The sequence below is a fragment of the Micromonospora echinospora genome, assembly GCF_014203425.1.
In the GTDB taxonomy this organism is placed as follows: Bacteria; Actinomycetota; Actinomycetes; order Mycobacteriales; family Micromonosporaceae; genus Micromonospora; species Micromonospora echinospora_A.
In genome coordinates, this window is the sequence record NZ_JACHJC010000001.1 from 493,268 (window position 1) to 515,645 (window position 22,378).

Annotated in this window: 25 protein-coding genes; 20 read left to right on the forward strand and 5 right to left on the reverse strand. The window is 72.6% G+C overall.

The window, feature by feature from the left end; all coding sequences use genetic code 11:
• The first annotated feature begins 135 nt into the window (after positions 1–135).
• From FHU28_RS02300 to FHU28_RS02310, 3 genes are read left to right on the forward strand one after another with little or no spacing between them, the layout of a single operon-like run.
• Complete coding sequence (locus FHU28_RS02300; protein ID WP_184680396.1) at positions 136–900, forward strand: ABC transporter ATP-binding protein; 765 nt, start codon at positions 136–138, stop codon at positions 898–900.
• On the forward strand, positions 885–2,579 hold the full coding sequence (locus tag FHU28_RS02305; RefSeq protein WP_184680398.1) for an ABC transporter permease: 1,695 nt from the start codon (positions 885–887) through the stop codon (positions 2,577–2,579). The genes FHU28_RS02300 and FHU28_RS02305 overlap by 16 nt, the downstream gene beginning before the upstream one ends.
• Positions 2,579–3,070: a type II toxin-antitoxin system RatA family toxin gene (locus FHU28_RS02310; protein WP_184680400.1), complete on the forward strand. Its 492-nt coding sequence runs from the start codon at positions 2,579–2,581 to the stop codon at positions 3,068–3,070. The genes FHU28_RS02305 and FHU28_RS02310 overlap by 1 nt, the downstream gene beginning before the upstream one ends.
• 7 nt (positions 3,071–3,077) lie before the next feature.
• Here FHU28_RS02310 and FHU28_RS02315 read toward each other — a convergent pair whose 3' ends face one another.
• Positions 3,078–3,335 (reverse strand): hypothetical protein, encoded by a 258-nt coding sequence (locus FHU28_RS02315; protein ID WP_184680402.1) that lies wholly within the window; start codon positions 3,333–3,335, stop codon positions 3,078–3,080.
• On the opposite strand from FHU28_RS02315, the gene FHU28_RS02320 reads away from it, so the two are divergent.
• From FHU28_RS02320 to FHU28_RS02375, 12 genes are all read left to right on the forward strand, one after another.
• Positions 3,325–3,921: a flavin reductase family protein gene (locus tag FHU28_RS02320; RefSeq protein ID WP_376700600.1), complete on the forward strand. Its 597-nt coding sequence runs from the start codon at positions 3,325–3,327 to the stop codon at positions 3,919–3,921. The two genes, FHU28_RS02315 and FHU28_RS02320, sit on opposite strands and share 11 nt — an antisense overlap.
• A 346-nt stretch (positions 3,922–4,267) precedes the next feature.
• Positions 4,268–4,636, forward strand: a complete 369-nt coding sequence (locus tag FHU28_RS02325; protein WP_184680406.1) for a DUF485 domain-containing protein — start codon at positions 4,268–4,270, stop codon at positions 4,634–4,636.
• Entirely contained in the window at positions 4,614–6,287 is a 1,674-nt protein-coding gene (locus tag FHU28_RS02330; protein WP_184680408.1) for a solute symporter family protein, read from the forward strand. The genes FHU28_RS02325 and FHU28_RS02330 overlap by 23 nt, the downstream gene beginning before the upstream one ends.
• Positions 6,288–6,353: 66 nt before the next feature.
• A complete protein-coding gene (locus tag FHU28_RS02335; protein ID WP_184680409.1) occupies positions 6,354–7,331 on the forward strand; it encodes an NAD-dependent epimerase/dehydratase family protein in 978 nt (325 codons plus the stop codon).
• 73 nt (positions 7,332–7,404) lie between these two features.
• Positions 7,405–8,652, forward strand: coding sequence for an LCP family protein (locus FHU28_RS02340; RefSeq protein ID WP_073831096.1), 1,248 nt, complete (start codon positions 7,405–7,407; stop codon positions 8,650–8,652).
• A gap of 209 nt (positions 8,653–8,861) precedes the next feature.
• A complete protein-coding gene (locus FHU28_RS02345; protein ID WP_184680411.1) occupies positions 8,862–10,076 on the forward strand; it encodes an LCP family protein in 1,215 nt (404 codons plus the stop codon).
• A gap of 197 nt (positions 10,077–10,273) precedes the next feature.
• Positions 10,274–11,191: an LCP family protein gene (locus FHU28_RS02350; RefSeq protein ID WP_311773505.1), complete on the forward strand. Its 918-nt coding sequence runs from the start codon at positions 10,274–10,276 to the stop codon at positions 11,189–11,191.
• 28 nt (positions 11,192–11,219) lie between these two features.
• Positions 11,220–11,555 carry a rhodanese-like domain-containing protein gene (locus FHU28_RS02355; RefSeq protein ID WP_184680413.1) on the forward strand — a complete coding sequence of 112 codons (336 nt, stop codon included), beginning with the start codon at positions 11,220–11,222 and terminating at the stop codon, positions 11,553–11,555.
• Positions 11,556–11,562: 7 nt separating this feature from the next.
• On the forward strand, positions 11,563–12,354 hold the full coding sequence (locus FHU28_RS02360) for a glycerophosphodiester phosphodiesterase (RefSeq protein ID WP_184680415.1): 792 nt from the start codon (positions 11,563–11,565) through the stop codon (positions 12,352–12,354).
• 76 nt (positions 12,355–12,430) lie between these two features.
• Positions 12,431–13,885 carry a sensor histidine kinase gene (locus FHU28_RS02365; protein ID WP_184680417.1) on the forward strand — a complete coding sequence of 485 codons (1,455 nt, stop codon included), beginning with the start codon at positions 12,431–12,433 and terminating at the stop codon, positions 13,883–13,885.
• Between the two features lie 63 nt (positions 13,886–13,948).
• Positions 13,949–14,365 carry an ATP-binding protein gene (locus tag FHU28_RS02370; protein ID WP_311773685.1) on the forward strand — a complete coding sequence of 139 codons (417 nt, stop codon included), beginning with the start codon at positions 13,949–13,951 and terminating at the stop codon, positions 14,363–14,365.
• A gap of 60 nt (positions 14,366–14,425) precedes the next feature.
• Entirely contained in the window at positions 14,426–15,310 is an 885-nt protein-coding gene (locus FHU28_RS02375; RefSeq protein WP_184680421.1) for a DUF5926 family protein, read from the forward strand.
• A gap of 12 nt (positions 15,311–15,322) precedes the next feature.
• Here the strand turns inward: FHU28_RS02375 and FHU28_RS02380 are convergent, their stop codons facing one another.
• Positions 15,323–16,546 carry an arginine deiminase gene (locus tag FHU28_RS02380; RefSeq protein ID WP_184680423.1) on the reverse strand — a complete coding sequence of 408 codons (1,224 nt, stop codon included), beginning with the start codon at positions 16,544–16,546 and terminating at the stop codon, positions 15,323–15,325.
• A gap of 162 nt (positions 16,547–16,708) precedes the next feature.
• On the opposite strand from FHU28_RS02380, the gene FHU28_RS02385 reads away from it, so the two are divergent.
• The 4 genes from FHU28_RS02385 to pheA all read left to right on the forward strand — a co-directional run bounded on the left by FHU28_RS02385 (position 16,709) and on the right by pheA (position 19,634).
• Positions 16,709–17,446, forward strand: coding sequence for a hypothetical protein (locus FHU28_RS02385; RefSeq protein WP_184680425.1), 738 nt, complete (start codon positions 16,709–16,711; stop codon positions 17,444–17,446).
• Positions 17,447–17,591: 145 nt separating this feature from the next.
• On the forward strand, positions 17,592–18,044 hold the full coding sequence (locus FHU28_RS02390; RefSeq protein ID WP_184680427.1) for a hypothetical protein: 453 nt from the start codon (positions 17,592–17,594) through the stop codon (positions 18,042–18,044).
• 104 nt (positions 18,045–18,148) lie between these two features.
• On the forward strand, positions 18,149–18,667 hold the full coding sequence (locus FHU28_RS02395; RefSeq protein ID WP_311773506.1) for a hypothetical protein: 519 nt from the start codon (positions 18,149–18,151) through the stop codon (positions 18,665–18,667).
• Between the two features lie 10 nt (positions 18,668–18,677).
• Entirely contained in the window at positions 18,678–19,634 is a 957-nt protein-coding gene (gene pheA, locus FHU28_RS02400; RefSeq protein WP_184680429.1) for a prephenate dehydratase, read from the forward strand.
• Between the two features lie 43 nt (positions 19,635–19,677).
• Here pheA and FHU28_RS02405 read toward each other — a convergent pair whose 3' ends face one another.
• The 3 genes from FHU28_RS02405 to FHU28_RS02415 form a co-directional block, all read right to left on the reverse strand.
• Entirely contained in the window at positions 19,678–20,397 is a 720-nt protein-coding gene (locus tag FHU28_RS02405) for an AIM24 family protein (protein WP_184680431.1), read from the reverse strand.
• Between the two features lie 95 nt (positions 20,398–20,492).
• The gene (locus tag FHU28_RS02410; RefSeq protein WP_184689147.1) at positions 20,493–20,837 is read right to left on the reverse strand and encodes a metallopeptidase family protein; all 345 of its coding nucleotides are present in this window, start codon (positions 20,835–20,837) and stop codon (positions 20,493–20,495) included.
• Positions 20,838–20,926: 89 nt separating this feature from the next.
• Entirely contained in the window at positions 20,927–21,355 is a 429-nt protein-coding gene (locus FHU28_RS02415) for an OsmC family protein (protein WP_013289315.1), read from the reverse strand.
• Positions 21,356–21,472: 117 nt separating this feature from the next.
• Here FHU28_RS02415 and FHU28_RS02420 point away from each other — a divergent pair, with 117 nt between their 5' ends.
• Positions 21,473–22,207 carry a hypothetical protein gene (locus FHU28_RS02420; protein ID WP_184680433.1) on the forward strand — a complete coding sequence of 245 codons (735 nt, stop codon included), beginning with the start codon at positions 21,473–21,475 and terminating at the stop codon, positions 22,205–22,207.
• Positions 22,208–22,378 lie beyond the last annotated feature (171 nt).

Sequence of the window (22,378 nt, forward strand, 5' to 3'; positions counted from 1 at the left end):
GTTCGTACGCCTGACACCCCCCGTCGTGTTCGCCGGTTGCACACCGTCGGCGATCCGACTCGTACCTCTCAGGGATGAGGCGAGATCATCCTGCCGTCCGAGCAGCCGTTGGGCGGGGACCGATACGGTCGGACCATGACCGACCAGCACCCGGCGCTCTCCCTTCGTGGCCTGGCCAAGCGCTTCGACACCAAGGTCGCGGTGGCGGGCGTCGACCTCGTCGTGCCGACCGGCTCGTTCTACGGCCTGCTCGGACCGAACGGGGCCGGCAAGACCACCACGCTCTCCATGGCCGTCGGCCTGTTGCGGCCCGACGCCGGTGAGGCGCGGGTGCTCGGGTACGACGTCTGGGCCGACCCGGTACGCGCCAAGAGCCTGCTCGGCGTGATGCCGGACGGTGTACGCCTCTTCGACCGGCTGAGCGGGGCGGAGCTGCTGGCGTACCACGGTCTGCTGCGGGGCATGGACCCGGCGGTGGTCGACCAGCGGGCGGCGGAGCTGCTCGACGTGCTGGCGCTCTCCGACGCCGGACGCACGCTCGTCGTCGACTACTCGGCCGGCATGAAGAAGAAGATCGGCCTGGCCTGCGCGCTGCTGCACGGCCCGCGCCTGCTGGTGCTGGACGAGCCGTTCGAGGCGGTCGACCCGGTCTCGGCCGCGCTGATCCGGGACATCCTGCACCGGTACGTCGGCGGCGGCGGCACGGTGATCTTCTCCAGCCACGTGATGGAGGTGGTCGAGCGGCTCTGCTCGCACGTGGCGATCCTGGCCGGGGGCCGGATCACGCGGGTCGGCACGCTCGCCGAGGTGCGCGGCGACCGGTCGCTGGAGGACGTGTTCGTGGAGGTCGTGGGCGGCCGGACCGCCACCGGCGAGGAGCTGTCGTGGCTGTCCCGGTGACCGTCCCCGAGCGGCCGGCCCGGCGCGTTTCGTCCCGGCACTTCGTCCGGCTCAAGCTGCGGGTGCTCGGCAACAACTTCCGGGGCCAGAAGTGGCGGATCGCGCTGTTCGTGCTGGGCCTGCTGCTCGGGCTCTGGTTCGCCGCCGTCGGGTTCTTCCTGCTCGCCACGCCGGGCCTGGCCGACGAGCCCCGGTACGCCCTCATGGTGGCCGCTTTCGGCGGTGGCCTGCTCACGCTCGGCTGGCTGCTCCTGCCGCTCGTCTTCTTCGGCGTGGACGAGACGCTCGACCCGGCCCGGTTCGCGCTGCTGCCGCTGTCCCGCCGCACCCTGGTCACCGGCCTGCTCGCCGCCGCCCTGGTCAGCGTGCCCGCGCTGGCGACGACGCTCACCGCGGCCGGTCTGGTGGTCACCGCCGGTCTGCTGGGCGGCTGGTCCGCCGCCCTGGTCGGCGCGCTCGGCGTGGTCGCCGGGCTGCTGGTCTGCCTGGCCGGGGCCCGCGCGCTGACCAGCGCGTTCGCCACGATGCTGCGGTCCCGCCGGGTACGCGACCTGGCGGCCGTGCTGCTCGCCGTACTGGCCGCTCTGCTCGGGCCGTTGCAGCTGCTCGTGTTCGCCGCGGTACGGCAGACCGACTGGGACCGGCTGGACGGCGTGGCCCGGGTGGTCGGCTGGACGCCGTTCGGCGCGCCGTGGACGGCCGGCGTGGACGTGGCCGAGGGCCGGGCCGGCACGGCGGTGGCGAAGCTGCTGATCGCGGTAGCGACGCTCGGCGTACTCCTGCTCTGGTGGTCGCGGTCGCTGGAGTCGGCGATGGTGGGCACCGCGAGCAGCGGCCCGGCGCGGACGCCGCGCGGCGCGACCGGCGGCGCGGTGACGCAGTTGTTCCCCCGCGCGATGGGCTGGGCGCGGCGGGACCGGTTCGGGGCGCTCGTCGCCCGCGAGTGCCGCTACTGGTGGCGGGACGCCCGCCGCCGGGCCAACCTGATCACCGTGGCCGTGGTCGGTGTGTTCGTGCCGCTGATGGTCAACCTCGGCGGTCCCGCGTTCCTGTCCGACGGCGGCGCCGCGGTCGAGCGGGCCACCGCCGACTCGTCGCCGGCGCTGGTGAGCGTCACCATGATCTTCGTCGGGGCGCTCGCGTCGTTGACGCTCGCCAACCAGTTCGGCTTCGACGGCAGCTCGTACGCCGCGAACCTGGTCGCCGGGGTGCCCGGGCGGGTGGAGCTGCGGGCCCGGATGGCCGCGTTCTCGATCTACGTGGTGCCGATGCTCGTCGTGATCGCGGTCGCGCTGGCGCTCGTGCTGGGGCGTCCCGCATGGCTCGGCGTGATGGGTGGCGCGTTGTTCGCCGCGTACGGCTGCGGGCTGGCGATCAACGGGTTCGTGTCGGTGCTCGGCGCGTACTCGCTGCCCGAGTCGACCAACCCGTTCGCCATGAACAGCGGCGCGGGGTTCACCAAGGGCCTGCTCACGCTGGTGTCCATGGTCGCCTCCGCGATGACGGCGGTGCCGTTCGTGGGGGCCGCCGCGCTGCTCGGCGACGTGTGGCTGTGGCTGGCGCTGCCGGTCGGCCTGGCGTACGGGGTGGGCGCGGCGCTGCTCGGCGCGTACCTTGCCGGGGACACATTGGACCGCCGGCAGCCGGAGCTGCTGGCCACCGTCACCCCGAGGCGCTGATGCCGGTCGTAGAGGCGGTCACCACGGTCCCGATCCCCCCGGAGCTGGCGTTCGCGGTCTCCCAGACCGTCGCGCCGGTCCGCTACCGGTGGGACCCGTTCGTCCGCGAGCAGCACTTCGTCGACGGCGCGACGGGGCCCGGCCGGGGCGTGCGCACGTACACCCGCTCCCGGCACGGCCTGGTCATGGTCAGCGAGTACGTCTCGTGGTCACCGCCGACGAACGTCGGCATGAAGATGGTGCGCGGGCCGTGGTTCTTCGAGCGGTTCGGCGGCGGCTGGCGCTTCGCGCCCGGCCCCGAGCCCGGCACCACGATCGCGACCTGGCGGTACAACTTCCGCTGCCGGCCGGCGTTCCTGCGCCCGGTGGCCGAGCGGATCGGGGTGTGGCTGCTCGGGCGCGACATCCGCCGCCGGATCGCCGGGTACGCGGCCGGCTGCGCCGACCCGGAGGTGCTGGCCGCCGCCCGCCAGTCGCTCGCCGGCGACTGATCCGGCGTCAGGCGGTACGGCGCATCGCCGCGTAGACGGTGTGCCCGTCGCCGACGCTCGTCATGGTGACCAGCTCCCAGCCGTAGTTGGACAGGTGCTCCACCGCCTCCATCAGCGGCTGGAACGCCCGGCGACCCCAGGCGTTGTTCGCCCGGACCAGCAGGTGCCGGTGTGGATAGGCGCGCAGGTCGACCTGGCCGCCGAGGACGGCATCGGCGGCGACGACCCGTTCCTGGGCGAGCTGCTGCGGGGGGATGAGATTCATGCCCGGCAGGGTAGGGCGTTCCGTCGGACCTCGCCCGGCAACGGACGGCACAATGTTTCACGTGAATCCAGAGCCGGGCGCCCAGATCCATTCCACCGATCCGTTCGCGGCGCCGGCCGGGCAACGCTCGCCGGTACGACGGCTGCGCGGCCGGCTGGCCGCTCCGGTGACGCTCTGGACCGCGCCCGGGCCGGCCGGGCTGACCGTGTCGTCCACGCTCGTGGCCGAGGGGGAGCCGGCCCGGCTGCTCGGGCTGATTGATCCGGAGTCGGACCTGTGGGCCGCGGTCGAGGAGGCCGGGCGGTTCGCGGTCGCCCCGCTGGGCCCGCGCCACCGGCAGCTCGCCGACCGCTTCGCCGGCCTGTTCCCGTCGCCCGGCGGTCTGTTCGCCCTCGACGCCTGGACCGAGACGCCGTACGGGCCGGTGCCGGCGGACGCCGGCGGGTGGGCGGGGTGCCGGCTCGACACCGCCCGCGAGTACGGCTGGGGCCTGCTGGTCGAGGCCACCATCGAGTCGGTGGACCTCCCCGCGGACACCCTCCCCTTGCTGCACTACCGCGGCCGCTACCGCGAGCTGACCGACTGACCCACCCCGCCCCGGTCGCGCCCCGGCCCGCCCCGGCCCGGCCCTGGCCCGGCCCTGGCCCGGCCCTGGCCCGGCCCTGGCCGGTCGATCATGAGGTTGACCGTGTTCGGCGTCCGATTTGTCGCCGCCAACTTCATGATCGTCGCTTGTCGGCGGGAGGGCGGCCGGAGGGCGGTGGGAGGAGGTCGGGGTGACCGGTTAGCGGAGTGATGTGGGTCACTCGGCGCAGCCGGGGCGCCGTTCGGCGCAGCCGTTCGCCGCCGGGCGGCGGAGCCTTCCCGGGCGGGGAGCGCGCTCTCTACCGTGCGCGAAACTCCCCCACGCCTGCGAAGGTGGTGATCCACAGATGTCCACGGACACACCCGCGTCCGCACCCGCCGAGTCGACGGCGGAACGGTACCTTGCCGTCCAGCGGTCCGACGAGTTCGCCGGGTTGCGGCGCGCGCTGCGCGGCTTCATCTTCCCGATGACCGTCGCGTTCTTCCTGTGGTACGCGCTCTACGTCATCCTCTCCGCGTACGCGCGGGGATTCATGGGCACGAAGCTGATCGGCAACATCAACGTCGCCCTGGTCTTCGGCCTGCTCCAGTTCGTCTCCACGTTTGTCATCGCCTGGCTCTACTCCCGGTTCGCCAACCGCCGGATCGACCCGGTCGCCGACCGGATCCGCGACGAGATGGGGGAGGTGACCCATGAACACGGTCCTCGCGGCTGAGGCGGGCAGCACCACCGCCCGGAACCTCACCATCACGCTGTTCCTGGTCTTCGTCGCGATCACGCTGGCGATCACCGTCTGGGCCAGCCGGCAGACCAAGACCGCCACCGACTTCTACGCCGGCGGCCGGTCCTTCTCCGGTTTCCAGAACGGCATGGCGATCGGCGGCGACTACATGTCGGCGGCGTCCTTCCTGGGCATCGCCGGCATCATCGCGCTCTACGGCTACGACGGCTTCCTCTACTCGATCGGCTTCCTGGTCGCCTGGCTCGTGGCGCTGCTGCTCGTGGCCGAACTGCTGCGCAACTCCGGCCGGTACACGATGGCTGACGTACTGGCGTTCCGGATGCGGCAGCGGCCGGTCCGGACCGCGGCGGCGGTCTCCACCATCACCGTTTCGATCTTCTACCTGCTGGCCCAGATGGTCGGCGCCGGCGCGCTCGTCGCGCTGCTGCTCGGCATCAAGCCGGGCACCACCTTCCTCGGCATGGACGCCGACACCGCCAAGGTCGCCACGATCATCATGGTCGGCGCCCTGATGATCATCTACGTGACGGTCGGCGGCATGAAGGGCACCACGTACGTGCAGATCGTCAAGGCGTTCCTGCTCATGGGCGGCGCGCTGGTGATGACGCTGCTGGTGCTCGCCAAGTACAAGTTCAACCTGTCGTCGCTGCTCGGCGACGCGGCCGACGCCTCGGGCAAGGGAGCGGCGTTCCTCGAACCCGGGCTGCGCTACGGCGTGGAGACGCCCGGCGACGCGCTGAAGACGTTCTACAGCAAGATGGACCTGCTCTCGCTGGGCATCGCGCTGGTCCTCGGCACGGCCGGCCTGCCGCACATCCTGATCCGCTTCTACACCGTGCCGACCGCGCGGGCGGCACGTAAGAGCGTGCTCTGGGCGATCGGCATCATCGGCTCGTTCTACCTGCTCACCCTGGCCCTCGGCTTCGGCGCGGCGGCGATCGTCGGCGGGCAGGCGATCACCGAGCAGGACAAGGCCGGCAACACGGCCGCGCCACAGCTGGCCGAGGCGCTGGGCGTGGACTTCCTCGGCGGGAACCTGGGCGGCGCGACACTGCTGGCGATCATCGCGGCGGTCGCGTTCGCCACGATCCTCGCCGTGGTCGCCGGGTTGACGCTGGCGTCGTCGTCCAGCCTGGCGCACGACTTCTACGCCAACGTGATGAAGAAGGGTGAGGCGTCGGAGCGGCAGGAGGTGAACGTCGCCCGGATCTCCGCGCTGGGGATCGGCGCGGTCTCGATCGTCCTGTCGATCTTCGCGCAGAACCTGAACGTGGCGTTCCTGGTAGCGCTGGCGTTCGCGGTCGCCGCCTCGGGCAACCTGCCGGCGATCCTCTACAGCCTGTTCTGGAAGCGGTTCAACACCTCCGGCGCGGTCTGGGCGATCTACGGCGGCCTGCTCTCCGCCGTGCTGCTGGTCTTCTTCTCGCCGGTCGTGTCCGGCGTGCCGACGGCGATGTTCCCCGACCACGACTGGCACTGGTTCCCGCTGTCGAACCCGGGCATCATCTCGATCCCGTTCGGCTTCCTGTGCGGCTGGCTCGGCACGATCCTGTCCAAGGAGAGCGACGAGGAGAAGTACGCGGAGCTGGAGGTGCGCTCGCTCACCGGAGCCGGCGCGCACTGATCAGCACGTCGAGCGGGGCCCCTGCCGTACGCGGGGGCCCCGCCTCGCGTGTATAGGCTGACCGCCATGAAGGTCGCTCCCCGCTTCGGTAGCGGACACCGCATCCTCGTCACCGGCGGCGCCGGTTTCGTCCCGTCCCACCTGGTCGACCGGCTCGTCGAGCGCGGCTGCACGGTCGTGGTGCTGGACAACTTCGTCACCGGGTCCAAGGAGAACGTGGCCCACCTGCTGGACAAGCCGACCTTCACGCTCGTCGAGGCGGACATCTCCGACGGCCTGCCGCACCACCCGGCGATGACGGAGCGGTTCGACGCGATCCTGCACATGGCGTCCCCGGCCAGCCCCACCGACTTCGAGAAGCTGCCGGTGGAGATCCTCCGGGTGGGCTCGGTCGCCACGCTGGCGCTGCTGGAGCGGGCCACCGACGACGGCGCGCGGTTCCTGATGGCCTCCACCTCCGAGGCGTACGGCGACCCGAAGGAGCACCCGCAGCGGGAGACGTACTGGGGCAACGTCAACCCGATCGGCATCCGGAGCGTCTACGACGAGGCGAAGCGCTTCTCCGAGGCGGCCACCATGGCCTACCACCGCAGCCGGGGCACCGACACCGCGATCGTGCGGATCTTCAACACGTACGGCCCGCGGATGCGCCCGGACGACGGCCGGGCGATCCCGACCTTCATCTCCCAGGCGCTGCGCGGCGAGCCGATCACCGTGCACGGCACCGGCAACCAGACCCGCTCGATCTGTTACGTCGACGATCTGGTGCGCGGAATCCTGCTGCTGCTCGACTCGACGCAGACCGGGCCGATCAACTGCGGCACCGAGCACGAGATGTCGATGCGGCAACTGGCCGAGACGATCGTGTCACTCACCGGAAGCACGTCCGAGGTGAGCTACATCACTCGCGCCTCGGACGACCCGGAGATGCGCCGTCCGGACCTGACCCTCGCCCGCGAACTGCTTGGATATGAGCCGAGCGTCACGCCCGAAGACGGACTCGGGCGCACGATCGAGTACTTCCGCGGGCGGCTCGGGTACTGAACCCGCCCGGGACGCGGCTGACATCGGCGCGCGTCGAGGGCGTCGGTGGCCCGGCCGACCTACCCTCGGTTACATGTCAGCGACCTCGTCTGCCGGCGCCCCCTTCCCGCACCACCTGAACCGGGATGCGGGCCGCGCTTCGGTTCCCGGCTCCGGCCGGGGCGCCACCGGGCGCGCCCGCACCTCGGATGCCCGCTGGTATCCCCCGCACGACGAGGCGCCCCGCTCGGGCCGTACCGGCGGTCCCGTGGGGCCGACCGGACCCGGCGGTCCGGGCGACGGCGGCCCGGGTGGTCCGGGCCGGCGCGGCCCCCGGCCCCGCTGGGGACGCATCGGCCTGGTGGCCGGTGTCGTGGTGCTGGTGCTGGCGCTGCTCGGCGGCCTCGGAGCCTGGTTCTACGCCCGCAACCTCGACGACGACCTGGCCCGTACGGACCCGTTCGCCGGGATCACCGGCGGGCGCCCGGCCAAGCAGGTCGACGGCGCGTTCAACATCCTGCTCGTGGGCAGCGACTCGCGGGACCCGGACGCCCCGGTCGACGGCTCCGGCAAGTGGCGCGCGGACACCGTGATCGTCATGCACATCCCGGCCGACCACAAGCGCGCCTACCTGGTCTCGGTGCCGCGTGACCTGTACGTGCCGATCCCGGAGAACGCCGGCGCGTCCTGCGACTCGGGTTCCCGCAACAAGATCAACGCGGCGTTCGCGTTCGGCGGCCTGCCGCTCGCGGTGAAGACCGTGGAGTGCTTCACCGACGTACGGATCGACCACGTCATGGCCATCGACTTCGGTGGCTTCAAGGAGGTCACCGACGCCCTGGGCGGGGTCGACCTCAAGGTGGAGCGGACCATCACCTCGATCCACAAGCCGTACCGGACGTTCACCAAGGGCGTGAACCACATGAACGGCGCCGAGGCGCTGGACTGGGTCCGGCAGCGCAAGCAGTTCCCGGACGGCGACTTCGCCCGCATGCGGCATCAGCAGGAGTTCCTGAAGGCGCTGATGGACAAGGCGGCGAGCACCGGGACGCTCACCAACCCGAAGAAGCTGAACGACTTCCTCAAGGCGGTGACCGCCGCCGTCACGGTCGACCAGGGATTCTCGTTGACCGACATGGCAGTGCAGTTCCGCAGTCTGCGAGGCGAGAACCTCACGTTCGTCACCAGCCCGCACCTGGGCGGCCAGACCATCGATGGCCAGTCTGTGGTGGTCTCCGACCGGGAGAAGGCGCTGGCGATGTACAAGGCGATCGCCGCGGACCGGATGGCCGAGTGGATGCAGGCCAACCAGAAGGGTTCGGGCGACAGCGCCGGCGGCTGACGGCAGCGCACGAACGACAGAGCCGGTGTCGCGCGTGAGAACCACGCCACCGCGGCGGCAAAACCGCCGACCGGCCCCTTACCCCTGCCCGTTCGGCCACAACCGAGAACGTGGGCCGGTATTGATGGGAATTGCCGCCCTACGAGGTCGCGAGAACGGGAACATATACGTAAAGTGGTCCCGCCCCCGATCACCGAGCTGGAGCACGCATGTCGGTCCAGACCAGCCGTCGCCCGCAGTCACCGGCACCCGGATCATCCGGGCGGGTCCCTCCGGTCATCCCCACACAGCCCGGTCCTGGCGGTCGCGGTTCCGGCGGTGGCAAGAAGAAGCGCACCAAGCGCAAGGACCCACTCTGGGCGAAGCTCACGCTGGTGCTCGGCGCCGTGCTGATGGTGACCAGTGGCGTCGCGATCGTCGGCAGCAAGGCGGTAATCGGCCAGGCCACCGACAACATCGCCCAGCGCAACCTGCTCGGCGGGGCCGGCAAGAGCGAGGCCGAGGGCGGCAACAGCCTCGAAGGCCCGATCGACATGCTGCTGCTCGGTGTGGACGCCCGCGAGCGCTGGGCCGCCGATGACGTCCGGTCGGACACGATCATCATCCTGCACATCCCCGCCAGCCACGACCAGGCGTACCTGATCTCGATCCCCCGGGACACCGAGGCGCGTATCCCCGCGTTCGAGAAGAGCGGCTACAAGGGCGGCACCGACAAGATCAACGCGGCCTTCTTCCACGGCGCCCAGAACGGCGGCGGCTGGGAGGGCGGCGCCCAGTTGATGGCCAAGACGATCAAGTCGATGACCGGGATCGGCTTCGACGGCGCCGCGATCATCAACTTCGGCGGCTTCAAGAGCGTGATCGACGCGCTCGGCTCGGTACGCATCTGCGTGAGCCACGAGGTCAAGTCGCACCACATGTCGTACGTCGACGGCAAGGCGATGTGGAACGCGGACGCGAAGAAGACCGGCAAGCCGTACAAGGCAGTGGTGCACAAGAAGGGCTGCCGGGAGATGGAAGGCTGGGAGGCGCTCGACTACTCCCGCCAGCGCTACGGCCTGCCGAACAGCGACTACGACCGGCAGCAGAACCAGCAGCAGCTCATCAAGGCGATGGCCAAGAAGGCCACCGAGGGCGGCATGCTGACCAACCCGATCAAGCTCAACGCGCTGATGAAGGCGGCCGGCAAGGCGTTCGTCCTGGACACCGGCGGCGTACCGATCGCGGACTTCATCTTCACGCTCAAGAACCTCAACGGGAACGACCTGGTCACCCTGCGGACCAACGGGGGGACGTTCGCCGGCAACAACAACGGCCGGGAGACGTTCAACGAGACGACCATGGACATGTTCCAGGCGGTCAAGAACGACAAGCTGGCCGACTTCGTGATCTCCAACCCGGACGTCCTCTCCACCCGTAAATGACCTGCTGACCTGCGCGAAAGCGCCACCGGCCGGCCGATCCCCCCGTAGCCTGACGTGAGCGGGTCTCATGTCGCGGCTACGGGGGGATCGTCACGTCCAGGCCAGCACGGAACCGACGCGGGCGGGGCGCACCTGCCCGCTGGGCCCGGTTCCTGCTCGGCGCCGGACTCGCCCTGGTCCTGCTCGCCGCGCTCGGCGTGGCCGGGCTGAACTGGCTCACCCACCGCTACGACCGCACCGTCGCCAAGGAGCAGTTGCTCGACCCGGCCGCCCGGAAGAAGCGGACAGAGCTGGACGGCGCGCTCAACTACCTCCTGATCGGCTCCGACCACCGGCCCGGCGCGAACCCCGAGGACCAGCGCTCGGACAGCATCCTGATCGTGCACGTGCCGGCCGGCATGCGGCAGGCGTACCTGATCTCCGTACCCCGCGACCTGCTGGTGGCGCTCCCGGCGGCGCCCGGCTTCCCCGGCGGCCAGGACAAGGTCAACGCCGCGTACGAGCACGGCGGCGGGGGCGAGGGCGGCGCCCGGCTGCTCAGCGCCACCCTGAGCCGGCTCGCCGGAATCCGCTTCGACGGGGCGGCGCTCGTCGACTTCTCCGGCTTCAAGCAGGTGATCGACCAGCTCGGCGGCATCCGGATGTGTGTGGACACGCCGGTGCGCTCGATCCACACCCGGCACCAGTTCGACGCGGGCTGCCAGCAGATGGACGGGGCCCGGACGCTCGACTACGTGCGGCAGCGCTACGACCTGCCCGGCGGCGACTTCGACCGGCAGCGGCACCAGCAGCAGATGCTCCGGGCGGTGCTCGACCGGGCCGGCGAGACGCGCCTGCGCACCGACCCGGTCAAGCTGGACCGGGTGCTGCGCGCGGCCGGCGGGGCGCTGACCGTGGACACCAACGGCGTACCGCTGGACGAGCTGCTCTTCGCGCTGCGCGGGCTGCCCGCGGACGCCCTGCGCGGGGTCCAGATCCCCTCCTACCCGCAGACCATCGACGGGATCTCGTACGTGGTGCTGGACAGCGGGAGCGGCGGGCTCTTCGCCGCGCTGCGCGACACACACGTGCCGGAATGGGCCGGCGCCAACCCGCGCTGGGTCAACCGGCTGTGAGCGGTCCGGGCGACTAGGCTTGGTGACCGTGTTCGGAGCCCCGCTACCCAGCGTCCCCGCGTCGGCCGTGCCCGTCGACGTCTACCTGCTCGACGTCCGTGAGGACGACGAGTGGGCCGTCGGCCACGCGCCGGCCGCCCATCACCTGCCGATGACCGAGTTGCCCGCCCGGATCGCCGAGATCCCGCAGGACCGCGACGTGGCGGTGATCTGCCGCTCGGGCGGCCGCTCCGCCCAGGTCGTCGGCTACCTGATGCGTAACGGCTGGGACCAGGTGCGCAACGTCGAGGGCGGGATGGGTGACTGGGCCGCCGCCGGCCGCCCGGTGGTCACCGACGACGGACAGCCGGGCCGGGTCGCCTGAGGCGGTCATGACCGTCCCCCTGGTCTTCGCCCACCGCGGCGCCTCGTACGACCTGCCGGAGCACACGCTCGCGGCCTACCTCCGCGCCATCGAGGAGGGCGCGGACGGGCTGGAGTGCGACGTCCGGCTGACCCGCGACGGGCACCTGGTCTGCGTGCACGACCGCCGGCTGGACCGGACCAGCAACGGCAGCGGGCTGGTCAGCGCGCGTACGCTCGCCGAACTCGACGCGCTCGACTTCGGCTCCTGGCACCGGGCCGCGACGCTCGCCGAGGACGACGCGCCGCTGGACGAGTCGCACACCCGGCTGCTCACGCTGGAGCGGCTGCTCGACGCGGTGCTCGACGCCGGGCGGCCGGTCCGGCTGCTGATCGAGACCAAGCACCCCTCGCGCTACCGGGGCGAGGTCGAGCGCCGCCTGGTCGCGCTGCTGCGCCGGTACGGGCTGGACGAGCCCCGCCCGGGGCGTCCCGTCCAGGTGACGGTGATGTCGTTCTCGCCGCTGGCCGTACGCCGGGTCCGGGAACTCGCCCCGGCGCTGCCCACGGTGCTGCTGCTGGAGGTGCTGCCGCGCCTGCTGCCGCTGGGCCGGCTGCCGTTCGGCAGCCGGATCGCCGGTCCCGGGATGGGTCTGGTCCGGGCCCGGCCGCGGCTGGTCCCGGCGCTGCGCGCGGCCGGCAACGCGGTGTACGTCTGGACGGTCAACGAGCCGGAGGATCTGGAACTCGTGCTGGAAGCCGGCGTGGACGGGGTGATCACGGACCGGCCGGCCCACGCGCTGGCCCGGTTGGGCCGGTGAGTCCGGTCGATCGGTATCGGGGACGGTCGACCGGCCGGGGGTGTCCGGGAGGGCTGCCGCGCGGCACACTCGGGACATGCCGGAGCGACCCGACTACCCCGCCCTCATCACCGGCCACACGACCGTGATCAATATGATCAACTCGGGCGAGTCCGGCCCCGCCGTGCTCAACCGCCTGCTCCACGAGGTCGAACCGGCGGTGGGCGCGGCCGGCCTGGTCTTCGTGGAGTTCACTCCGGCCGGCGGACGGGTCATCGCGGCGACCGGCCGCGCCGAGTTCGTGCTCGGCCGACCGCTGCCCGCCACCGACCCGGCCACCGTCTGCCTGCTCGCCGGGCCGCCGGTGCGGGAGGTCCGGGTCGACGCGATCCCGGGCGCGCTCGCCGACGAGGTGGCCGGCCGGGGCCTCTGCCGGATGATCGTGGCGCGTGCCGAGATCGGCGGGCTCACCGTCGGCAGCCTGCACGCGCTCTACCCGCTGGGCGAGCCGCCGGAACCCGCGCAGCGCGCCGTGATCGGCTACGTGGCCGCGTGCATAGCGCACATGTACGGCGACCAGACCGGTCTGCCGGTGCACGGGGACGGCCCGGTCGTGGCGGCGCTCGCCGACGGGCTGGCCGTGGTGGACCGCGACGGGCGGATCCGGCTCTGGAACCCGGCGGCGGCCGAGGTGACCGGCCGCCCGACGGAGGAGGCGCTGAACCGCCCGCTGCCGTTCCCGCTGCCGCCGCCGGGTCAGGTGCTCGACCACCGGATGCCCGACGGCCGCTGGCTGCGGATCACCTCCGGCGAGTTGCCCGGCCCGAACGCGCTGCGCGTGGTCACCTTCCGCGACATCACCGACCAGCAGCGGCGCGACCACGACCGCGACCTCTTCGTGGCGGTGACCAGCCACGAGCTGCGCACCCCGGTGACCGTGATCAAGGGGTACGCGGACACCCTCACCGACCACTGGGACTCGCTCAGCGACGACGACCGGAGGCAGGCCGCGCGGATCATCGGTCAGCGCGCGAACGAGCTGGCCCGACTGGTCGACAGGTTGCTGACCGCCGCCACCGAGAATCGTCCCGGCGGCGAGCCGGCCGCGCCGTTCGACCTGGTCGACGCGCTGCGCGCCGCGGTGACCCACCTGCCGGCCGACATCCGGCACCGGGTCGTGCTCGACCTGCCGGCCGACCTGCCCAAGGCGCTCGGCGACCGGCACAGCCTCGCCACAGTGCTCACCGAGCTGGGCACCAACGCCGGGAAGTACTCGCTGCCGGACACCCCGATCGAGATCACCGCCGAGGCGAACGAACGGACCGTCTCGTTCCGGGTGGCCGACCGGGGCATCGGCATCCGCCCGGAACACGTGGAGCGGGCCTTCGACCGGTTCTGGCAGGGCGAGTCCGGCGACCGCCGGCGGTACCCGGGCGCGGGGCTCGGCCTCTATCTCGTCCGCCAGATCGTTGAACAGCAGAATGGATGGGTATCCCTCCGGCCCAGAGCCGGTGGCGGTACGGTCGCAGAGGTGCGGCTGCCGCGGGGTTGACCCGGCGCTCGCAGACGGGGAAGGAACGACGTGTCGACTGGTCCGCCCGAGCGGTCGTGGTGTGTGGTGGTGCCCCACGACCCGACCGGCGCGCGCCTGGCCCGGCACCGGCTCGCCGACGAGCTGACCGGCGTCGTACCCCCGGTTCTGCTGGCCGACCTGGTCGCGGTCCTCGCCGAGCTGGTCGGCAACGCGGTCCGGCACGCCGAGGCGCTGCCCGGCGGCGTGGTCCGGGTCGCCTGGCGGCTGCGGGTCACCGAGCAGGGCCCGAGCGTCCAGCTCCAGGTCACCGACGGCGGTTCCGGCGCCGGCCCGTGCATGCGGGCCGCCTCGCCGGACGCGGCCGACGGGCGCGGGCTGCACATCGTCGCCGGGCTCGCCAGTGGCTGGGGCGTGGAGCGGGACGGCCTGGGCCAGAGCGTCTGGGCGCGGTTCGACCCGGCGCCGGCGCACCGGCCGGATCTGGTCGCGGCCGGCTGAACGCACGGGCAGGCGGGTCCTGCCCCCACCCGCACGGCCCGGCATCTAGGCTGTCTCGCCATGAGCAAGCGTCGGAAGAACCAGCGGGTCGGCGAGAGCACGCCCAAGCGGGAGAAGGTGCGCGACGTCTTCGTGCCCCGGCCGTTCGAGGGCCTGGTCGACGAGCCGGAGTGGATCGCCCTGCGCGAGCTGGTCCCGGCCGCCTCCGCGCCGCTGCGGCTCACCCCGGAGCTGATCGAGGAGTACGGCGACCGGCCGGTCACGCTGGCCACCGTGCTGCCGATGGCCGCCCCGGCGATGACCAAGCCGGACGGACGCGTCTTCATCGGTCTGCAACGGCACCAGCAGTCCGGCGACGTCTCCCGGGACCTGGCCGACGCGCTGATCTCCGCGCTGCGGACCGAGCCGGGCGGTCAGGTGAGCGTGCCGCCGCTGCCCGGGCCCGGCCCGCGCCTCCAGGACATCCTGGTGGACGGCCCGCTGGAGATCAGCATGCACGACGGGTTCGACTTCTGGCTCGACCCGGGCGCCGCCGACGACCCGAACGTGCAGGCGTCCCTGGAGCGGGCCAACTCGGCGATCTACCCGACCGTGAAGCTGGCCGCCGCGCGGGCCGCGTACTGGTGCCAGGTGCCGGAGAAGGCCCACGTGCGGATGGTGCTGCCGGAGGACGAGGACGCCGCGCTGGACGCGCTGTCCCGCCTCGGCGCGGCCGGCGCGCTGACGCTCGGCGACGACACGAAGTTCGCGGGCATGTTCCGGGCGCACGGGCGCCTCGCGCCGGTCTGGGACCTGCCGGAGGACAGCCCGGCCGCCGAGTGGGAGGCGCCGCTGGCGGAGTTCGCCAAGCGCTACGCCGAGGCGGTCGCGGAGCAGGCGCCGCTGGACGCGGCGGGCCGCCGGTCCCGGCAGGGTCTGCTCGGCCGCCAGCTGACGCTGCGCTGACGGTTCCGGGAGTCAGGCGGGGTCCGGAACCCCGCCTTTCTCCCGCACCAGCGGGCAGGACATGCACCGCGGGCCGCCCCGGCCGGAGCCCAGCTCCGAGCTGGCGATGGCGATCACCTCGATGCCGGCGCGCTCCAACTGCGCGTTGGTCTCCACGTTGCGCTCGTACCCGACGCAGAGCCGGGGCGCGAGCGCGAGCGTGTTGTTGCCGTCGTCCCACTGCTCGCGTTCGGCGGTGACCGGGTCGAGGCCGGTGTCGATGACCCGGAGCTGGTCGAGGTCCATCGCGTCGGCGGCGGCCCGCAGGAACGGCGCCGGGCCGTCGACCCGCAGGTCGTCGCCGTCCGCGCCGGCGATCACCGTGTACGCGGACAGTTCGTTGGCGATGTTCGGGTACATCAGCACGGCGTCGGTGTCGACCATCGTGCAGACCGTGTCCAGGTGCATGGTGGCGCGTTCCTGCGCGATCGGGACCACCAGGATGGTGTGCGCCAGGCCGGCGGCGAACACCTGCCGGGCCAGCCGCTCCGCGCCGGCCGGGGTGGTGCGTTCGCCGACGCCGACGGCGAGCACCCCCGGGGCGAGCAGCAGCACGTCGCCGCCCTCCAGATGCTCCAGCCGGGGGTGGTAGACGAACTCGGTGCCGACGAACCGGGGGTGGAAGCGGTAGATCGCGTCGGTGAGCGTGGTCTCCCGCCGCCGCGCCGGCATGGCCAGGCTGGTCACCCCGACCCGGTCCCCGATCCACACCGACGAGTCGCGGGTGAACAGCAGGTTGGGCAGCGGGTCGATGACGAAGTCGTGCCGGTCCATGAGGGTCCACACCAGACCGCCGGGACGGTCGCCGCCGATTCGCAGCTCCTCGTGGGCGAGCCCGGCGATCAGCACGTCGGCCAGCCCGGCCGGGTCCAGGTACGTGAGGTGGTCGGCGACCCGGCGTCGCAGGGTGTGGCCGAGCCGGCGGGACCGCAGCACCTGCTCGGTCAGCTCGGCCCGGGCGTCCGGCACGGCGAGCGTCTCGGCCAGCAGGTCGGCCAGGTAGAGCACCTCGACCCCGCGGGACCGCAGCGCCGCCGCGAACGCGTCGTGCTCCTCCTGCGCCCGTCCCACCCATGGGATAGCGTCGAACAGCAACGAGTCGTTGTTGCGTGGGGTGAGGCGGGCGAGTTCGGGCCCCGGGCGGTGCAGCAACACCGTCCCGAGCCGGGCGACTTCGCTGTCCACATAGTGGGTCACCCCCGCAGCCTAGGGCAGGCTTGCGCACCATTCGGAAAAGAAGGGTGGATGAATATGGCATTCATCCGCACTCACTCCGGCGCCCCGGCTTGCCGACCCCCCGGGTGCGCAACGTAGGGTAGCGGAGACATAACTTCGAGAGACCTTTTGCCGGAGGTCGCGATGACTGTCTTTCCCGCTCGTCGAGCCGTACCGAGCAGGGCACTGCCGCCCCGCACGGTGCCGCACACCCGGGTCGAGCCCACCTCGGTGCTCGAGCCGGCCCGACCGACTCCACTGGAGTGGGCCCGGCGTCGCCGGGCGGAGCGGGGGGCCCGCCGGTTGGAAGCCGCCGGGGCCCGCGCCCTCGGCCAGCTCGACCATCTCGGGCCCGCCTGGCACGTCATCGAGTGGCCCCGGACAGACCCGGCCGACATGCTGTTCGACCGCGTCCGCGACGACCGGGCCGGGTTCCTGGCGATCGGCCCGAGCGGCCTGTTCGCGGTCACCATCGCCGACCACGGCCGCGCGCGGGTGCTCGTCGCCGGCGACGTCGTGCAGATCAACGGCAAGCGCCCGCCCTACGTGGCGGAGGCGCGCCGGGACGCCAAGCGGGCCAGCAAGGCCCTCTCCGACGCGGTCGGCCTGCCGATCCCGGTCGCCCCGGTGCTGACGTTCGTCGGTTCCGGGGTGATCAGCGTCTACGGGCTGCCGAAGGACTGCCTCATGGCCACCCACCGGGAGCTGGACCGCCTGCTCGTGGCCGGCGGAAACCGGATCAGCCCGGCCACCGCCGAGAAGCTCTCCCGCGTCGCCCAGGCACCGTCGACGTGGTTCAACGGCACGTACCGTCCAACCGCCGACTACCGGTGGTACGACGAGGGCCGAACGGCCGCTGACAAGCGGGCCGCCCACCGGTAACGTCTCCGGCGACGCCACGCGGCCCCCGGCTCCGCCCCCCGACTGGTTCCGTCGGTCCGCGTCGTCGCCGGCCGCCCGGCAGCCGATGCTCCCGCCGCACCGACCGGCTAGCGTGGACGAACCGTCGGTGTACATAGGAGGCGCGGTGGCCCACGTCGAACTCTCACTCTCGGACGTGTTCGCGCCCCCGGCGGCCTCTTCCGAGCAGGAGTCCGACAACTTCGGGCAATGGTCCGGCATGGTCTCCCGGGCCGCCGAGCCGTGCCTGCTGATCGACGCCGGCACCACAGTCGTGGCGATCTCGTCGTCCGGCTGCGCGCTGCTCTGCCTGGGCGCGCCGGAGGACGTGATCGGCCTGCCGCTGCTGGAGGGCGGCCTGCGCCTGGTGGACTTCACGGCCAGCCCGAGCGAGCTGACCGAGCAGGAGACCGACAAGATCCCGCCGCTGCTCGCGCTGCACTCCGGGCGACTCGCCCGGGGTCTGCTCCGCGTGCAGGGGCCCGGCTCCGACGCCGGCCGTACCGTCGACGCGATCTCCACCCCGGTGCTCACCGACGGCGTGGTGGCCGGCTCGCTCACCTTCCTCTCCGCGGTCTGAGCCGCGACGAGGCCCGGCACGCTTCACCCGGGCCCGCACTCCTCCTACGATGGGCTCGACCCCGCCATACGACGACATCCCTCGATGCCCCGAGGACACCCATCGTGCTCCGCACCCCCCACCCCCGTCGCCGGCACCGCCCGCTGGTGCTGCTGACAGTGCTCGCCCTCGCCGCCTGCGGCACGCCGCCCGAGCTGCGCCCGCCGCCCGTCGCCACCGGTGTTCCGGTCCCGTCGGCGTCCGCCACGCCCACCGCGAGCGCCACACCGGCCGCGCCGGTCACGCCGTCCACGCCCGCGCTCTCCCCGTCCACGCCGGTGGCGGCGACGCCGTGCCGGGGCCGGCCGTCCGGCGACCGGATCGTCACGCTGCTGCGCGGGTCCGCCGGAGTGCTGCCCCGCGACGTCCGGGTCACCGTGACCACCGGCCCGCTCTGCGCCGAGGGCTGGCAGTACACCGTGCTGGCGGTCACCGGACACGAGGAGCTGCAGGTGGTCACCCGGGGCGACACCGGCACGCCGACCCTGGTGACGGCCGGGACGGACGTGTGCGGCGTCGAGGTGCGGACCCTCGGGCCGCCCGGCATCCGTACCCTGGCCTGCGACGGCACGCCGGGTGCGTAGGCTGGTCGGCATGCCGGGAACACCGCCGACCCGCTTCGTCTACCTGGGCCCCGAGGGCACCTTCGCCGAGCAGGCCCTGCGAACAGTGCCCGCCGCCGAGCGCGGGGACCGCACGCCGGCCCGCAGCGTCGGCGAGGCGCTCGACGCGGTACGCGCCGGCGAGGCGGACGCGGCTCTGGTGCCGCTGGAGAACTCCATCGGCGGCGCGGTCGGGGTGACGCTCGACGAGCTGGCCGAGGGCGACCCGTTGGTGATCACCCGGGAGGTCGTCCTGCCTGTGGAGTTCGTGCTCGCCGCCCGGCCGGGCACCACGCTCGCCGACGTGCGCGGCGTCGCCGCCCACCCGCAGGCGTCCACCCAGTGCCGGGGCTGGCTGCGCGAGCACCTGCCCGACGCCACAGTTGTCGACGTGCTCTCCAACGGCGCCGCCGCGGCCGGCGCGGCGAGCGGCGAGTACGACGCCGCCATCTGCGCCCCGATCGGCGCGACCCGGCACCGGCTCGCCGTCCTCGCTGACAAGATCGCCGACCATCCGGACGCGGTGACCCGCTTCGCGCTGGTGTCCCGCCCGGGGCCGCCTCCGCCGCCGACCGGTGACGACCTCACCTCGCTGGCCGTCTACATCGCGCACGACCGGGTCGGCGCGCTGCTGGCGGTGCTCATGGAACTGGCGGTGCGGGGCGTGAACATGACCCGTATCGAGTCCCGCCCCACCGGTGAGGCGCTCGGCCGGTACGTGTTCTTCCTGGACTGTGCCGGGCACGTCGCCGACGTACGCCTGGGCGAGGCGTTGCAGGGGCTGCGCCGGGTCTGCGCCGACGTGCGGTTCCTGGGGTCGTACCCCCGGCACCGCTGGAACGCGACGGCGGGTGACCGGCCCGCGCCCGCGCCGAGCGGGCTCTCCGACCTCGACTACGCCGATGCGGCGGCCTGGGTGGCCCGGCTGCGGGCCGGCGAGCTGAGCTGACCGGCCCGGGGCGACCACGGCGGGCGCCCCGGGCACCGGGCCGTCACTGCAGCAGGCCGCCGAGCATGCCGCCCTGCTGCTGGGAGCCGCTGCCGGCCACCGGAGGCTCCTCCGAGGGCTGGACCACGACGAAACCCTGCCCGGCGAAGCTCATCGTGAACGCCTCGCCGGTGCTGCGGCCGAGCAGCGTGCCGAGGCCGAGCTGCTCGGCGCGGTGGTAGCCGGTCTGGAGGTTCGCCGACCAGCAGACCGCCGCCTGCGGGTCCACGTACGTCGGCGCGTCCACGTTGAGCACCACAGGGGCGCCCTTCGTGGTTACGGCGATCCGGCCGTGGCCGGTGAAGACGCAGTTGAACAGGCCGGAGGAGGAGGCGATACCGGCGCCGCCGACCATCTTGATGTCGTACTGCAGGGTCGAGTCGAAGGCCAGCACGCTGGAGCCGTTGATGGACAGCGCGTCGCCCGGCTCCAGGTCGATGATGTGCACGTCCTTGGCGAAGTCGGCGAGGAACACGTCGCCGCGCCCGGAGACCTTCATCAGCGGCACGCCCTCACCGGTGAGGCGCTGCTTGATGAACTTGCCGATGCCGCCGGAGCCGAGGGCCTGGAACTGCACCTGGCCCTGGTACGCGACCATCGAGCCGACGCGGGCCATCGCCTCGCCGTTCAGCTCGATCTTCAGCATCTTGGAGTTCTGCAACCGCATGCCCGGCTGCTGGGACTCCTTCTCGAGGTTCTCCGCGGAGAACAGCGCGCTACGCATGGGGTTTCCTCCTGGGTCAGGATGTGCCTGACCACGGAGATTAGGGGACCGGCGCAACCGCCGGGATCAGCCGGGCGGAGGCGCGCCGCGACCGGTCAGCCCCAGCCGAGGGCGTGCAGACGCTCGTCGTCGATGCCGAAGTGGTGGGCGATCTCGTGCACCACTGTCACCGCGACCTCCTCGACGACGTCGTCGTCGGTGTCGCAGATCGCCAGGATCGGATTTCGGTAGATCAGGATGCGATCGGGCAGCACGCCGGAGTAGTCCCAGCCGCGAGAGGTGAGCGAATGCCCCTCGTACAGGCCGAGCAGGTCCTCGCCCGGCGGCGGGTCGTCCTCGACCAGGATGACCACGTTGCTCATGAGCCCGAGCAGTTCCTCGGGCACCTCGTCGAGCGCCTCACCGACCAGTTCCTCGAACCGGTCCCGGCTCATCTCCACGGCCACGCGGCCCGGTCACTCCCCCACAATCGGCACGTCGCACGGCGAGGGCGGCCCGCAGGACACCCTCGCCATGCCGTACGTGATGGTCAGGCCAGGCGGGCGTTCAGCGTGATCTGCGCGCCCGGCGACAGCAGCCGGGAGATCGGGCAGTTCTCCTTGGCCGCCTCGGCCAGCTTGGTGAACTCGGCCTGGTCGATGCCCGGAACCTGGCCGACGGTCTCCAGGTCGATGCGGGTCACGGTCATGCCGGCGTCGGTCTTGTCGAAGTGCACCTTGGCGGTGGTCTCCACCGCCGTCTCCTGGGCGCCGGCGTCGGCGAGCTGCTTGGAGAGCGCCATCGAGAAGCAGCCGGCGTGCGCGGCGCCGATCAGCTCCTCGGGGTTGGTCCCCTCGCCCTCCTCGAAGCGCGACTTGAAGGAGTAGTTGCCGGACAGGCCGCCCTTGCCGGTGCGGACGGTGCCGGACCCCTCGGTGAGGTTGCCCTGCCAGCGAGCGGATGCGGTACGGATAGGCATGGCACGACGCTAACCGAAAGCGGGCCGCGTCGCACCGCACCTCCGGACGACGATCCGGGCCGGCGGGTGTGTGCTGTGCCATGATTCGACGCAGGCCCGCGTACGGGAAGGGTGGCCATGTCACAGGATCTCCCCGTCCCCCGGCAGGAGAAGCGAACCCCCGTGCGGGACGACCGGTCCGACGACACCACTGTCGTCGAGTGGGGTGACGCCGAGCCGGAGTCCACCGGCCGGGCCGGACGCACACTCGCCGCGCTGGGCCGGGACCGCCGGCTGCCGACGGTTCTCGCCGGACTCGCCACGGTGGCCGCGGTCGCCTCGCTGATCGGCGAGTGGCTGATCATCACGGTGCCGGCCGAGGCCCGGGACGACGACGCGCCCACCCGGCTGACCAGCGGCATCTCCGAGATCGGCGGGTTCGGGGTGGCGTACCTGGTGGGCCTGCTCGGGTTGTCCGTGGCGCTGGCTCTGGCGCTGCGCGGCGCCCCAGCGGTCCGTCGGCACGCCGCGCTCGCCGGGCTGGGCCTCTCGGCGGGCGTGCTCGGCGTGCTGGTCGCGACCGCCGCGTCCCTCCAGCAGCTGGCCCGGCGCATCCTGTTCTTCGTCGGGGACCAGCGCCTCGACGTGGAGCACGGGCGCGGCCTGGCCACCGCGTTCCTCGCCGTCGCGCTGCTGGCCGCCGCGCTGCGCCTCGCCGGCCGTCCGGCCGGGGACGCGCCCGTGGACGAGGAGCCGGACGACGACCGGCCCGCCCGGCGGGGCCGGGCCGCCGAGGACGACCTGCCTCCGGCGCCCGCAGACCTGACGGTGCAGCCCACGGTGCCGTTCGCGGACCCCGACCGGTCCCGCTGACGCAGCGCCGGCACCGCCTCCGCCGGCCACCGCGGGGCCGTCGTCGCTTCGTCTCCGATTCGCCGGAAAGCCGTGGTTGCCGCCCGTTCCGCGAGATACGGTTGCTGCCCGCCGTCCCATGGTCGCGGCACCGAGGACCTGGTCGGCCGGCGTGACGGCGGCGGGCGAAGG